Genomic DNA, 13,053 nt, shown 5'->3' with positions numbered 1-13,053 from the left:
CGTCAGCCGTGCGCCGGCGGGTTGGACCGGCTCACGTCGTCATCCTCTTTCTCCGGAGACTTTCCGGTTTCCGGATGGGATTGACCGGGCGGCGGATAGGACGGGTACGGCGGGTAGGGCGGATGGGCCGGCGGGACCGGCTGGCCCGGGTAGCTCGGCACCGGCTGCGGCCAGTACGGCTGCTGCGGGGGCTGTGCGGGCGGATACCAGTAGTTCGGCTGCTGTTGGTGCTGTGGGGGCGGCGGCCAGCCCGGCGCATGCCAGCCCGCCGGGGCGCCGTAGTCCGGCTGGGTCGGGCCGTGCGGAGCGGGCTCCCGATTGCCGCCGGGCTGGCCGTGAGAACCGTTGGGGCCGTTGGCGTTTCTGTCGGCCTCCGCGCGGGCGGCCTCGGCGGCTTCGCTGGCCGCGGCGATGGCCGCCTTGAAGGCCGGCTCGGCGACCGGTGGCGGCCACGGCTCGCCACGCTCCATGGCCAGCTCGCCGGGCGTCTTGATCGGCGGCTTGTCCGAGGGGATGCGGCCCCCGAAGTCGTCGAACATGGTGAGCCGCGGGCGTTTTTCGACGCCGGAGAAGATGCCCTCCAGCTCGGGCCGGTGCAACGTTTCCTTCTCCAGCAGCTCACCGGCGAGCGTGTCGAGCACGTCGCGGTATTCGGTGAGGATTTCCCAGGCCTCGGTGTGCGCGGCCTCGATCAGCTTGCGCACCTCGTCGTCGATGTCGCGGGCGACCTCGTGGGAGTAGTCGGCCTGCGTTCCCATGGTGCGGCCCAGGAACGGGTCGCCGTGCTCGGTGCCGTACTTGACGGCGCCCAGCTTGGAACTCATCCCGAATTCGGTGACCATCGAGCGCGCGATCTTGGTGGCCTGCTCGATGTCGGACACCGCGCCCGTGGTGGGCTCGCGGAACACCAGTTCCTCGGCGGCGCGCCCGCCCATCGCGAACACCAGCTGGGCGATCATCTCCGAGCGGGTCCGCAGGCCCTTGTCTTCCTCGGGCACCGCCACCGCGTGCCCGCCCGTGCGCCCGCGGGCCAGGATCGTCACCTTGTAAACCGGGTCGATGTCCGGCATCGCCCAGGCCGCCAGCGTGTGCCCGCCCTCGTGATAGGCGGTGATCTTCTTCTCCTGCTCGCTGATGATCCGGCCCTTGCGGCGCGGGCCGCCGATCACCCGGTCCACCGCCTCTTCCAGTGCGGGGCCGGTGATGACGGTGCCGTTTTCGCGCGCGGTCAGCAGCGCCGCCTCGTTGATGACGTTGGCCAGGTCGGCGCCGGTCATGCCGACCGTCCGCTTGGCCAGGCCGTCCAGGTCGGCGTCCGGCGCGATCGGCTTGCCCTTGGAGTGCACCCTCAAGACGGCCCGGCGGCCGGCCAGGTCCGGGTTGCTGACCGGGATTTGGCGGTCGAAGCGGCCGGGCCGCAGCAGCGCCGGGTCGAGGATGTCGGGGCGGTTGGTGGCCGCGATCAGGATGACGCCAGCGCGGTCGCCGAAGCCGTCCATCTCGACCAGCAACTGGTTGAGCGTCTGCTCGCGCTCGTCGTGGCCGCCGCCCAGCCCGGCGCCGCGCTGGCGGCCGACCGCGTCGATCTCGTCGACGAAGATGATGCACGGGCTGTTCTGCTTGGCCTGCTCGAACAGGTCTCGTACGCGCGAGGCGCCGACGCCGACGAACATCTCGACGAAGTCGGAGCCGGAGATCGTGAAGAACGGCACCCCGGCCTCGCCTGCGACGGCGCGAGCCAGCAGCGTCTTGCCGGTTCCGGGCGGGCCGTAGAGCAGCACACCCTTGGGGATCTTGGCGCCCAGCGCTTGGTACCTGCTGGGGTTCTGCAGGAAGTCCTTGATCTCGTAGAGCTCCTCGACCGCCTCGTCGACGCCCGCGACGTCGGCGAAGGTGGTCTTGGGCATGTCCTTGTTGAGCATCTTCGCCCGGGACTTGCCGAACCCGAAGCCCATCCGGGCGCCGCCCTGCATGCGAGAGAACATCACGAACAGGCCCACCAGCAACAGCAGCGGCAGCACGTAGACGAGCAACTCGCCCAGGATGCTGCCCTCGTTCACGACGGTGCTGACCTTCGCGTTCTTGGTGTTGAGCGCGTTGAACAGGTCGACCGCGTATCCGCTGGGGTATTTGGTGATGACCTTGTCGGAGTTGTCGGTGTCCTTGTTGCCCTTCTTCAGGGTCAACCGCAGCTGCTGCTCGCGATCGTCGATCTGCGCGCTCTTGACGTTGTCGCCGCTGATCTGGGCCATCGCCACCGAGGTGTCGACGGGCTTGTAACCGCGGGTGTCGTCGCTAAAGTAAAAAAACGACCAACCCAGCAGCACCACAACGGCGATTGCCGTGAGGGTGCGAATCACGTTTTTCCGGTTCATCAATCATCGGCCTCGCCGGCCAGGTCCTTCCCCGATACACGAAGCTGCAAAAGTCCAGGCTACCGCTAGCGGCTGCTGCCAGCCCCGGCAGAGCCGTGAGGCAGCGGCACGCCACCGTCTTCACGAATCAACGAGCGGCAGTTCCCGGTCTGGTTCCCGGCGTGGCAAACCACACAATCTCCGAGCCGTCACTCGTAGTAGCGGGCCTCGACCACATTGCCGTCCGGGTCGGCGAAGTAGTACGCCTGCGGTGACCACCCCCGGGCCCCGAAACTGTGGGTGAGCCGTGCGCCGGTGTCCACGCCCGCGGCTTGCAGGCGCGCATCCAGCGCGTCGTATTCGCCTTTGGACAGCGCGAGGCAGACGTGGTTGAGGGGGTGGCCGGCACTTCCCTCGGCCACCGCGGACGAGGCCATCTCAACCGGCATCAGATCGATGATGGAGTCGTCGCATACCCGCACGCTCGGGAACGGCGCCTCGCCCGCCTCGAACTCCGCGAAACGTTCCGGCGCCAGCCCGACCACTCTCGTGTAGAAATCCATCGCCGCGCGCGCGTCCCTCGTCCAAAGAACCACGTGGTCCAATCGCATGCCCAAATTATGGGGCAGCGGACTATACGGGCGATAAAGAAAGGCCTTCTCAGCCCGGGGTCCTTGTGATTTGGTGAAACCGTGCTTTCGTCAACCCAGCGGTTAGTAGACACAAACGGCGTGCAATTGCGGGTGACCGAGGCGGGAGATCGCGGCGCGCCCGTGGTGATTCTGGCCCATGGCTTTCCCGAGTTGGCCTATTCCTGGCGACACCAGATACCGGACCTCGCCGAGGCCGGCTATCACGTGCTGGCACCCGATCAGCGCGGCTACGGTGGATCGTCGCGTCCGGACCCGATCGAGGCGTACAACATTCACGAGTTGACCGCCGACCTGGTCGGATTGCTCGACGACGTCGGCGCCGAGCGCGCCGTGTGGATCGGACACGACTGGGGTGCGCCCGTCGCGTGGCATGCGCCGCTGTTGCACCCCACCCGGGTCGCGGCGGTCGCCGCGCTGAGCGTTCCGGCGCTGCCCCGCTCGCATGTGGCGCCGACGCGGGCGTGGCGCAAGCTGTTCGGTGAGAACTTCTTCTACATCCTGTATTTCCAGGAGCCGGGCGTCGCCGACGCCGAACTCAACGGTGATCCCGAACGGGTGATCCGCCGGATGATGGGCGGCCTCAACGGTTCCGGCGGCGCGGACGCGCTGCTGCGGATGGCCGCCCCCGGGCCCGAAGGCTTCATCGATCGGCTTCCCGAGCCGGACGGGTTGCCGGATTGGATCAGCCAGGACGAGCTCGACCATTACATCGCCGAGTTCTCCCGTACGGGATTCACCGGCGGCCTGAACTGGTACCGAAATTTCGACCGCAACTGGGAGACCACGGCCGATCTCGACGGCGCGAAGATTGGCGTGCCGTGCCTCTTTATCGCCGGAACCGGCGATCCGGTGCTGTCCTTCACCAGTCGCGACCGGATTTCGGAGGTGATCTCCGGCCCATACCGCGAGGTGCTGATCGAAGGGGCCGGACATTGGCTGCAGCAAGAACGGCCCGACGAGGTGAACGCGGCACTGCTCGAGTTCCTCAAAGGAGTGGAATGGTAATGGGTGTCCCGCTGCGTTTCGGCGTCTTCATCACGCCTTTTCACCCGACCGGCCAATCCCCTACGGTCGCTTTGGAATACGACATGGATCGCGTCGTCGCACTGGACCGTCTCGGCTTCGACGAAGCCTGGTTCGGCGAGCACCACTCGGGTGGCTACGAGCTGATCGCCTGCCCGGAAGTATTCATCGCCGCCGCGGCGGAGCGCACGAAGCACATCCGGCTGGGCACCGGAGTGGTGTCGCTGCCCTACCACCACCCGCTGATGGTGGCCGACCGCTGGGTGCTGCTGGACCACCTGACCCGCGGCCGGGTCATGTTCGGCACCGGGCCCGGCGCGCTGCCGTCGGACGCGTACATGATGGGCATCGACCCCGTCGATCAGCGACACATGATGCAGGAATCCCTCGAGGCGATCCTGGCGCTGTTTCGCGCGGGCCCGTCCGAACGGGTCGACCGCCACACCGACTGGTTCACGCTGCGCGACGCGCAGTTGCACATCCGCCCCTTCACCTGGCCTTACCCGGAGATATCCACGGCGGCAATGATTTCCCCGTCCGGCCCGCGGCTGGCCGGCGCGCTGGGCACGTCGCTGCTCTCGCTGTCGATGTCGGTGCCGGGCGGTTACGCCGCGCTGGAGAACACCTGGGAGGTGGTGCGCGAGCAGGCCGCCAAGGTCGGCCGCGACGAGCCGGACCGGACTTCATGGCGGGTCTTGAGCATCATGCACATTGCCGACAGCCGTGAGCAGGCCATCGAGGATTGCACGTACGGGCTACAGGATTTCGCGAACTACTTCGGCGCGGCGGGCTTCGTGCCGCTGTCCAACGAGGTCGACGGCGAGGCGCAGACGCCGTATGAGTTCGTGGCGGACTATGCGGCCAAGGGAAACTGCTGCATCGGCACGCCGGACGACGCGATCGCGCACATCGAAGACCTGCTCGAACGGTCGGGCGGTTTCGGGACATTGCTGATGCTCGGCCACGACTGGGCCTCACCGGAAGCGACGTACCACTGCTATGACCTGATGGCCCGCAAAGTGATTCCCTACTTCAAGGGACAGCTCGAGGCGTCGCGGTCGTCACACGACTGGGCCAGGGGCATGCGCGACCAATTGATCGGGCGCGCCGGCGATGCCATCGTCAAGGCCATCACCGAGCACGTCGACGAGCAGAAAGGCGTGGAAAGCTGATGCGCGCTGCGGTGTTACGAGACGGACGGATGGTCTACCGCGACGACGTGCCCGAACCGGTGCCCGGCCCGGGTCAGGTGCTGGTCGGCGTGCGGGCGTGCGGAATCTGCGGCTCCGACTTGCATTTCGCCGCCCACGGCGACGAGGTGATGGAGATGACGGCCCAGGTGGCCGCCGACGCCGGCGGCATGGGCGTCGACCTGAACAGCGACGTCTACATGGGTCACGAGTTCAGCGCCGAGGTGCTCGAAGCCGGACCGGATACGGACACCCATCCGCCGGGGACCATGGTCACCTCGATTCCGGTGCTGTTGTCTCCCAAGGGCGTCGAGCCGATCGTCTACAGCAACAGCACGATTGGCGGTTACGCCGAACGGATGCTGCTCTCGGCGCCGCTGCTGTTGCCCATCCCCAACGGCCTCGATTACAAGCATGCCGCGTTGACCGAACCCATGGCGGTGGGATTGCACGCCGTCAACAAGTCCAACATCACGCCGGGCGAGACGGCCCTGGTGCTCGGTTGCGGTCCGATCGGGATCGCGATCATCGCCGCCCTTAGAGCGCGCGGCGTGGAAACCATTGTGGCATGCGACTTTTCCCCGAAGCGGCGCGAGCTGGCCACCGCGATGGGCGCGCACCGGACGCTGGACGCGGCCCAGGGATCACCCTTCGACTCCGTCAAGGCCGCGGTCGTGTTCGAGGCGATCGGTGTCCCGGGAATCATCGATGACGTGCTGCGCCGCGCGCGGCCCGGCACCCGCCTGGTCGTCGCGGGGGTGTGCATGCAGGCCGACACCGTGCATCCCTTCTTCGCGATCGCCAAGGAGATCAGCGTCCAGTTCGTCCTCGCCTACAACCCGGAGGAGTTCGGCGACTCGCTGCGCGCGCTGGCCGAGGGCGAGATCGACGTCACGCCGGTGATTACCGGGGAGGTCGGGCTGGACGGGGTCGGCCAGGCCTTCGACGACCTGGCCGACCCCGAGCGGCACTGCAAGATTCTCGTTACGCCTTAGCCCCAGCTGGATCCGACGGTGCTGTCGGTGCTGGCCATGTTGCTGCCGGCCGCCTGCACCTTCTGGCCGTGGGCGTTGGCCTGTTCGTAGATCACCTGGAAGTTGCGGCCCAGCTCGGTGACGAACTGCTGGCAGGCCGTCGAGCCGGCGCCGCCCCAAAAGTCCCCGGCGGCAAGCACATCGCGAACGATGGCCTGGTGTTCGGCTTCCAGTGACGCGGCCTGCGCGCGGATGGTGGCGCCGTGTGCGTCGACATCACCGAATTGATAGTTGATGGTCATGCGAGTCTCTCCTGCTCTTGGTCGGTTGGCTAGCTGCCCAGCACCTGCTGGGAGGCCTGTTCTTGCTGCTCGTAGTTGTTGGCGTCGCGGACCAGGCCGTCGCGCACCCCGTGCAGCATGGTGACGATGTTGCGGAAGGCCTGATTCATCTGGCCCATGGTGTCCAGCGAGGTCGCCTGCGCCTGGCCGCTCCACCCCACGCCGGAGATGTTCTGCGAGGACGCCCACATCTTGCGGGCCTCGTCCTCGACGGTCTGGGCGTGGACCTCGAAGCGGCCCGCCATGTCCCGCATCGCGTGCGGATCGGTCATGAATCGTGCGGTCATGTCATGTCTCCTTCGAAAAGAGTTGCGGTATTTGCTGATTGGTTATCGGCGAACTGTGGAACGGCTCCCTCCCTTCGGTCATCCGACCACGCGGGGGAGCACGCTGACTCGTGGCAATTCGGGGGCACCGGATGCACGCATCTCCATGCCCGCGACCGTGGTGGCGGGAAGGCTGCGGGCCATCATCGGCGACGCTGCGGGGGCGCCCGATATCGGTGAGACGGGCGGTGCCTCGGCGGCCGGAGCCGACGCCGGCGTCCAGCCCGAGGGCACCGACAGGCCGCCGACCGAACTGGCCTGGCCCATCGCCGCCGCCGGCGCCAGGTGGGCGGGGACCCGCATCTCCGGCATCACGCGCATCGTCGGCACGGAGGGCGTCGCGGGCATGAACGCCGGCCGCACGGCCGGGTCGGGCGCGACCATCGGCGCCATTACGCCTGGGGTCGGAGTCGTGGCTCCCGGCGTGCCCGCGCCCTGGCCGAGCGGCGCGCCGATCAGCTGCGCGAATTCGCCTATGCCGGACTGGAAGCCACTTATCAGCGATGGTCCGGCCGCGTTGAGTTCCGACGGAATCGCCGACAGCCCCATGAGCGCTTGGGTGGCCAGGCCCTGCGCGGCGCCCTCCAGATTGCTGACGGCCGTTCCGATGGCGCCGCCGGCCAGGCCGACCAGGTTCGTGGTGACCGGTGCCGTCGCCATCGGGGCCAGCGCGGACGCCGTCGTCGACGACGCGGCGTAGGCGTACATCGCCGCGGCGTCTTGGGCCCACATCTCGGCGTACTGCGCCTCGGCGGCGGCGATCGCCGGGGTGTGGATGCCCATGAAGTTGGTCGCAACCAGGGTCATGAGCATGGCGCGGTTGGCGGCGATCAGCGGCGGCGGGACGGTGGCGGCAAAGGCCGCTTCGTGCGCGGCGGCCGCGGCGGCTGCCTGCATCCCGGCCTGCTCGGCCTGCGCGGCGGTGCTGTGCATCCACGCCACATACGGCGCGGCGGCGCCGGCCATCGCGACCGATGACGGGCCCTGCCAACCGGCGTCGGCAAGCTCCAAGATCACCGACCCGTAACTGGTTGCGGCCAAACGCAACTCGGCGGCCAAACCGTCCCAGGCCGCCGACGCGGCCAGCATCGGCGCCGAGCCGGGGCCCGCATACATCAGCGCGGAGTTGATCTCCGGAGGCAACGCGGCGAAGTCCATTGGTAGATCCCTTCTTTGAGTGGTTGTTGCTAGGCGCGCGCCGGTAAGGCCTGGGTGGGGCCGGCGGGTGAGGGGTGTGCGGGCACGTAGTGCTCGGGTTGAACGGTCCCCGGGTAATTGGGTCCGGGCGTAACGGTCACCGGTTGAGCGGGCATCGCCGGCGCGGTCGCCGGGCTGAGCGGCGTGGCGGGAGTGTGCTGAGTCGGTGCCGGGTGGACGGGCGCCGCGGGCGCTGGATGGGCGGGAGCCGGGTGGGCCAGCGCAGCGGGCGCCGCATGGGCGCCGTAGCTGAAGCGCGCATAGGGATCCACGCGACCGCCGCCGTAGTTGCCGCGGCCGTAGCCGCCGCCATAGCCGCCGCCGTAACCGCCGTAGCCGCCGCCGTACGACGCCCGACCGGCGGGCGCAGCGCCAAGGGCGGGGGTGGCCGCCGGCGTGGGGGCGGGCCGAGGGGGCGCGACGTGCGTCATGCGGGCGGGGGTGGCCGGGGCCATGCGCGGGGGCGCGACGTGCGCCCCCCGGACACCTCCGGCCTGCCTAGCGTTCGCCGCCTCAGTGGCGGCATACGAGTTGGCGGCGAGGCCGAGGGCGTGGACGAACTCCTCGTGGATAAGGGTCGCCTCGGCGCTGATCGCCTGGTAGAGCTGGCCGTAACCGGAGAAGGCCGCCGCCGTCGCCGCCGAGACCTCGTCGGCCGCGGCCGGGATGACTCCGGTGATCGGGAATGCGGCAGCCACGTTGGCCGCGCTGACGGCGGAGCCGATAACGTGCAGCCGGCCGACCGCCGCTTCCAGCAGCTCCGGCACGGTGACGACAAACGACATGTGGTGTTCCTCCTGATGCGAAGCGCGGTGCCGAAGTCCGGCACCGGCTGACGTTGTGGGGACACACTGTCATAAATTATGAATTGTTGTCTAGTCTTATGCGGTTCATTCTTGAAATTTGTCTACAAATCGCAGTTCAGGACGCTTTGACCGGGTTTTGGCATCCGGTTACTCTGGGAGGCATGCCGAGAACCAACGCCGCCGGGTGGGGGCTGAAGCGCCTGCTCGAGGCGACGCTGAACCGCGACATCACCATCGAGCAGTTGCGCGACGCCTGTGGCGTCACGAAGGGCCGGTGGTACGGCGGCGTCGGGCGGGCGAACGCCGACGACTTCCCGGACGCTGAGGAGGCCCGGCGCGCGGCACACGCTTTCGGGCTGAGCGCCACGTGGCTGCAGGTCGAACTCGGCCTCATCACGCTCGACGACGTGCGCGGGGCCCTGGATGAGTCGAGGTCCCTGGACCCGTTCCAGGTCACCACCCGTCAGCGCGTGCTGCAGGTGCCCAATCCACCGGCGGAGCCGCCGCGCGACCAGCTAGATAAGCGGTAGCGTCATTGTCACTGGTTGGGCTGTCGAGTTATCGGCACGCCGAGCACCCGGCGCGACGTGACGGGAGGGAACCATGAAGCACTGCATCGTCGGCGGCCTGGCTGTGGTGCTGATGGCCGGGGCGATGATCGCCTCGGCGCCGTCGGCCAGCGCCGGCTGCGTGTACGGGGGACCCGTGATCAGCAAGTGCGACGACCCCATTCAGCCCGACGGCACCTGGCAACGTTGTGTCACCTTCACCCACCTGATACCCAGCGGCGCCAGTTCGTTCCTGGTGCCCGAAAGGCGCTGCGATCTGATGGGACCCGGTCAGAATCCCGGCGGTTTCGGCTTCGCCGACCCACCGACGCACCTCGACGGCTGATACGCCACGTTCCGGCGTCATCCCCCGACTGACGGCGCCGGCACCACCGTCGGCTTGAATCCGTACCGGGGAGCGGCGAAGTGCGCGACGCCGCGGCCGCCCCCACTACCCATCAGCGGCACACCGCCAAGGGCGCTGGTGGCGGGCTCGGCGGCAGCGGCGCCCCCAATGCCGTTGAGCGTGACGACGGCCGGGCTGGCCGGCGGGGCCACACCGGCCCAGGACGCCGGGACCGACAGTCCCCCAACCGATGTCGCCCTGCCAATGGTTCCGCCGGCGCCGCCCACGGCGCCGGAAACGGCGTGTGGCACCGACTCGACGGCCTTGGCGGCGCCCTCGGCGGCCTTGGCGGCCTGCGGCATCGCCGCCTGAGCCAGGCCTTGGATGTCCTTGAATGCCGTGGTGAAAAGCCTTGTGGGAGAGATCAATCGGATGAAGGCGTCGAAACCCGAGCTGGCATCGACGGTCGCCGAACCGGTCAGGCCCTCGACCAGGTCCCCCAGGGCTCCGGCCACGATGATGCCGTCGCCGTTGGCGTTCCAGGCGTGCCCGGTCAGGCCGAGCGCGGCGGCGGGGTTGACCAGCCAGGGCGGCGAATTCGTCAGACCGGCCAGACCCAGCAGCACGTTGGGAATCCCGTAGATGCCCTGCCCGCCGGTGGCCGCCGCGGCGGCTTGGGCGACCGCGGCGGCCTGCGCGCCCAGGCCCGACGGATCGGTGGCGGGGGCCGCCGGGCCGAACGGCGTCAACGCCGAGGCCGCCGCCGACGAACCCGCGTACCCGTACATCGCGGCCGCGTCCTGTGCCCACATCTCGGCGTAGTGCGCCTCGGTGGCCGCGATCGCCGCGGTGTTCTGACCCAGGAAGTTCGTCACCAACAGGGACATCAACAGCGCGCGGTTGGCCGCGATCACCGGCGGTGGCACCGTGGCCGCAAACGCCGCCTCGTATGCGCCCGCCGCGGCCGCGGCTTGGATCGCCGCCTCCTCGGCCTGCCCGGCGGTGCCGCTCAGCCATCCGACCTGGGAACCGGCCGCGGTCGCCATCGCCGCCGCGGCCGGCCCCTGCCATGGTCCATCGGTCAGGCCCGTGATCAGCGACCGGTAGCCCGACGCCGTGGTGTGCAGCTCGGTGGCCAGCGCTTCCCAGGCGGCCGCGGCATTGAGCATGGGCGTCGAGCCGGGACCCGAGTACATCAGCGCGGAGTTGATCTCCGGCGGTAACTGGGCGAAATCCAGCATGGCGGCCTCTCCCCTAGCCGACCGCGTTGGCGTTGGCGGCTTCGGTGGCCTCGTACGAGCCGGCGCTGACGCCGAGCGTGGTCGCCAGCAGCTCCCGCATTGCGGCGGCCTGAGCGCTGACCTCTTGGAAAAGCCTTGCATGCGAAGCGAACTGCGCCGCGGTCAGCATCGACACCAGGTCCGCCGCGGCGGGAACGACGCCGGTCGTCGGGGCGGCCGCTGCGGCATTTCCCGCCCGTACCAACGCATTCAGTGCATGCATTTCGTCCGCGGCCGCCGCGAGCGTGCCGGGCTGCGTGATCACGATCGACATGTGTGTCCTCCCAAAACTCAATTCGATCAAAGGATTTCGGTCACCGACGGCGGCACCGAAGCAGCTCAGAGGTTAGGCCCGACCCGGCCGGTTACCGCAACCCCCCTGGACCGTATTCATTGGCGGGTAGGGAACTGTTCACTTAACTGCGCCAGTGTGCTGCGAGTTATGGAAATTGAATGGAAGACGTTGCAAACCAATATGATTAGAGTTCGACATGAACTTCGGTCGGATTGCCACGACACGCGGTAGGCTTTGCCGACGATTAGTGCGCGGCCGGGCGTAGGGTCCACACATGGTCCGCAAATCGATCGCTTTGGCCGCCGCCGGCTTGACCGTGGCCGCATTGTCGGCGTGCGACAAGCACACTGCCGCGCCGGCGCCCGGGGCTAACCCGCGTCAGGTGACTGTCGTCGGCTCGGGCCAGGTCCAGGGCGTCCCGGACACGTTGACCGCCGATGCCGGCATCGAATTCACCGCACCCGACGTCACCTCCGCGATGAACCAGACCAACGATCGTCAGCAGGCGGTGATCAACGCGCTCGTCGGCGCGGGCCTGGACCGCAAGGACATCAGCACCACCACGGTCACCCTGGAACCGCAGTACGGCAGCGGCACCGCGACGATCACCGGCTACCGCGCGACCAACGCGATCCGGGTCAAGATCCACCCAACCGACGCCGCGTCGCGGATGCTGGCCCTCATCGTCAGCACTGGTGGCGACGCCACCCGGATCAGCTCGGTCAGCTACTCCATCGCCGACGACTCGCAGCTGGTCAAGGACGCCCGCGCGCGGGCATTCGACGACGCCAAGGCCCGCGCCGACCAATACGCCCAACTGTCCGGCCTTCGGCTGGGCCGGGTGCTGTCGATTTCGGAGGTGTCCGGCAGCCAGCCCATGCCAGGCGGGCCACCGGCGCCGCCCCGGAGCACGGCCGCGGTCCCGCTCGAACCCGGCCAGCAGACCGTGAGTTTCTCGGTGACCGCGGTGTGGGAGCTGGACTAAGGGTCTTTCGTCGAGATCGACGATTGCGCGGAAAGTTTCGAGTGACTTGCACGCAAGCGTCGATCTCGCTGTCCGGAATAACCGCTAACTACTGCTCGTAGACCCGGGGGTCCAGGGTGCCGATGTAGGACAGGTCTCGGTAGCGCTCGTCGTAATCCAGGCCGTAGCCGACCACGAAGTCGTTGGGAATGTCGAAGCCCACGTAGGCGATCTCGACTTTGGCACGCATCGCGTCGGGCTTGCGCAGCAGGGTGCACACCCGCAACGAACGCGGATGCCGGCTCTTGAGGTTGCGCAGCAACCACGACAGGGTCAGCCCGGAGTCGACGACGTCCTCGACGATCAGCACGTCGCGATCGTGGATGTCGCGGTCCAGGTCCTTCATGATGCGCACCACGCCCGACGAGGACGTCGAGGAGCCGTAGGAGCTGACGGCCATGAATTCGAACTGGGTGGGCACCGGGATCGCGCGGGCCAGGTCGGTGACGAAAATCACCGCGCCCTTGAGCACGGTGATCAGCAACAGATCCTCACCGGTCTGGGCGGCAAGCTCGCGGTAGTGGTTGCCGATCTCCTCGCCGAGTTCGGCGATGCGCGCCTGAATCTGCTCCGCGGTGAGCAGCACCGATTTGATATCCCCCGGGTACAGCTCCACGGGCTGCGCGGGGGTGACAGCCGGGGAGATCTGGGCCACGCCCACAGAGTGCCACGCCAACGGCCGAATAACCAATGACC

At 68.3% G+C, this 13,053-nt stretch carries 15 protein-coding genes; 6 read left to right on the top strand and 9 right to left on the bottom strand.

Features of this window, described 5'->3' with window-relative positions:
• Positions 1-2 precede the first annotated feature (2 nt).
• Together ftsH and AC5Y4S_RS22180 are read right to left on the bottom strand one after the other, a co-directional pair.
• Positions 3-2,375 (bottom strand): ATP-dependent zinc metalloprotease FtsH, encoded by a 2,373-nt coding sequence (gene ftsH / locus AC5Y4S_RS22185; protein WP_500034774.1) that lies wholly within the window; start codon positions 2,373-2,375, stop codon positions 3-5.
• Between the two features lie 188 nt (positions 2,376-2,563).
• Entirely contained in the window at positions 2,564-2,965 is a 402-nt protein-coding gene (locus AC5Y4S_RS22180; RefSeq protein ID WP_500034773.1) for a VOC family protein, read from the bottom strand.
• An 81-nt stretch (positions 2,966-3,046) separates the two neighbouring features.
• On the opposite strand from AC5Y4S_RS22180, the gene AC5Y4S_RS22175 reads away from it, so the two are divergent.
• The 3 genes from AC5Y4S_RS22175 to AC5Y4S_RS22165 are packed head-to-tail and all read left to right on the top strand — an operon-like array spanning position 3,047 to position 6,215.
• Complete coding sequence (locus tag AC5Y4S_RS22175) at positions 3,047-4,012, top strand: alpha/beta fold hydrolase (protein ID WP_500034772.1); 966 nt, start codon at positions 3,047-3,049, stop codon at positions 4,010-4,012.
• A complete protein-coding gene (locus tag AC5Y4S_RS22170) occupies positions 4,012-5,202 on the top strand; it encodes an LLM class flavin-dependent oxidoreductase (protein ID WP_500034771.1) in 1,191 nt (396 codons plus the stop codon). Before AC5Y4S_RS22175 ends, AC5Y4S_RS22170 begins: the two co-directional genes overlap by 1 nt.
• Complete coding sequence (locus tag AC5Y4S_RS22165) at positions 5,202-6,215, top strand: zinc-binding dehydrogenase (protein ID WP_068185563.1); 1,014 nt, start codon at positions 5,202-5,204, stop codon at positions 6,213-6,215. The genes AC5Y4S_RS22170 and AC5Y4S_RS22165 overlap by 1 nt, the downstream gene beginning before the upstream one ends.
• Here AC5Y4S_RS22165 and AC5Y4S_RS22160 read toward each other — a convergent pair.
• The 4 genes from AC5Y4S_RS22160 to AC5Y4S_RS22145 form a co-directional block, all read right to left on the bottom strand.
• Positions 6,212-6,496, bottom strand: a complete 285-nt coding sequence (locus tag AC5Y4S_RS22160; RefSeq protein ID WP_085191491.1) for a WXG100 family type VII secretion target — start codon at positions 6,494-6,496, stop codon at positions 6,212-6,214. The genes AC5Y4S_RS22165 and AC5Y4S_RS22160 overlap by 4 nt on opposite strands.
• Positions 6,497-6,525: 29 nt before the next feature.
• Complete coding sequence (locus AC5Y4S_RS22155; protein WP_500034770.1) at positions 6,526-6,822, bottom strand: WXG100 family type VII secretion target; 297 nt, start codon at positions 6,820-6,822, stop codon at positions 6,526-6,528.
• A 78-nt stretch (positions 6,823-6,900) separates the two neighbouring features.
• Complete coding sequence (locus tag AC5Y4S_RS22150; protein ID WP_500034769.1) at positions 6,901-8,019, bottom strand: PPE family protein; 1,119 nt, start codon at positions 8,017-8,019, stop codon at positions 6,901-6,903.
• Positions 8,020-8,048: 29 nt separating this feature from the next.
• Positions 8,049-8,843 (bottom strand): PE family protein, encoded by a 795-nt coding sequence (locus AC5Y4S_RS22145; protein WP_500034768.1) that lies wholly within the window; start codon positions 8,841-8,843, stop codon positions 8,049-8,051.
• 182 nt (positions 8,844-9,025) lie between these two features.
• On the opposite strand from AC5Y4S_RS22145, the gene AC5Y4S_RS22140 reads away from it, so the two are divergent.
• Together AC5Y4S_RS22140 and AC5Y4S_RS22135 are read left to right on the top strand one after the other, a co-directional pair.
• Complete coding sequence (locus AC5Y4S_RS22140; protein ID WP_068185580.1) at positions 9,026-9,394, top strand: hypothetical protein; 369 nt, start codon at positions 9,026-9,028, stop codon at positions 9,392-9,394.
• A 73-nt stretch (positions 9,395-9,467) separates the two neighbouring features.
• Complete coding sequence (locus AC5Y4S_RS22135) at positions 9,468-9,758, top strand: CDGP domain-containing protein (protein ID WP_500034767.1); 291 nt, start codon at positions 9,468-9,470, stop codon at positions 9,756-9,758.
• A gap of 17 nt (positions 9,759-9,775) precedes the next feature.
• Here the strand turns inward: AC5Y4S_RS22135 and AC5Y4S_RS22130 are convergent, their stop codons facing one another.
• Complete coding sequence (locus AC5Y4S_RS22130; protein WP_500034766.1) at positions 9,776-10,999, bottom strand: PPE family protein; 1,224 nt, start codon at positions 10,997-10,999, stop codon at positions 9,776-9,778.
• A gap of 13 nt (positions 11,000-11,012) precedes the next feature.
• Positions 11,013-11,312, bottom strand: coding sequence for a PE family protein (locus AC5Y4S_RS22125; protein ID WP_500034765.1), 300 nt, complete (start codon positions 11,310-11,312; stop codon positions 11,013-11,015).
• A gap of 295 nt (positions 11,313-11,607) precedes the next feature.
• Between AC5Y4S_RS22125 and AC5Y4S_RS22120 the strand changes: the two genes are divergently transcribed.
• Positions 11,608-12,318: an SIMPL domain-containing protein gene (locus tag AC5Y4S_RS22120; RefSeq protein ID WP_500034764.1), complete on the top strand. Its 711-nt coding sequence runs from the start codon at positions 11,608-11,610 to the stop codon at positions 12,316-12,318.
• Positions 12,319-12,406: 88 nt separating this feature from the next.
• On the opposite strand, the gene hpt is transcribed toward AC5Y4S_RS22120, so the two are convergent.
• On the bottom strand, positions 12,407-13,018 hold the full coding sequence (hpt, locus tag AC5Y4S_RS22115; RefSeq protein WP_068189422.1) for a hypoxanthine phosphoribosyltransferase: 612 nt from the start codon (positions 13,016-13,018) through the stop codon (positions 12,407-12,409).
• Positions 13,019-13,053: the final 35 nt, after the last annotated feature.

This window comes from Mycobacterium sp. NGS64 (genome assembly GCF_059812245.1).
Note: the sequence above shows the minus strand (reverse complement) of the source record. Positions and strands in the feature narration are given on the sequence as shown.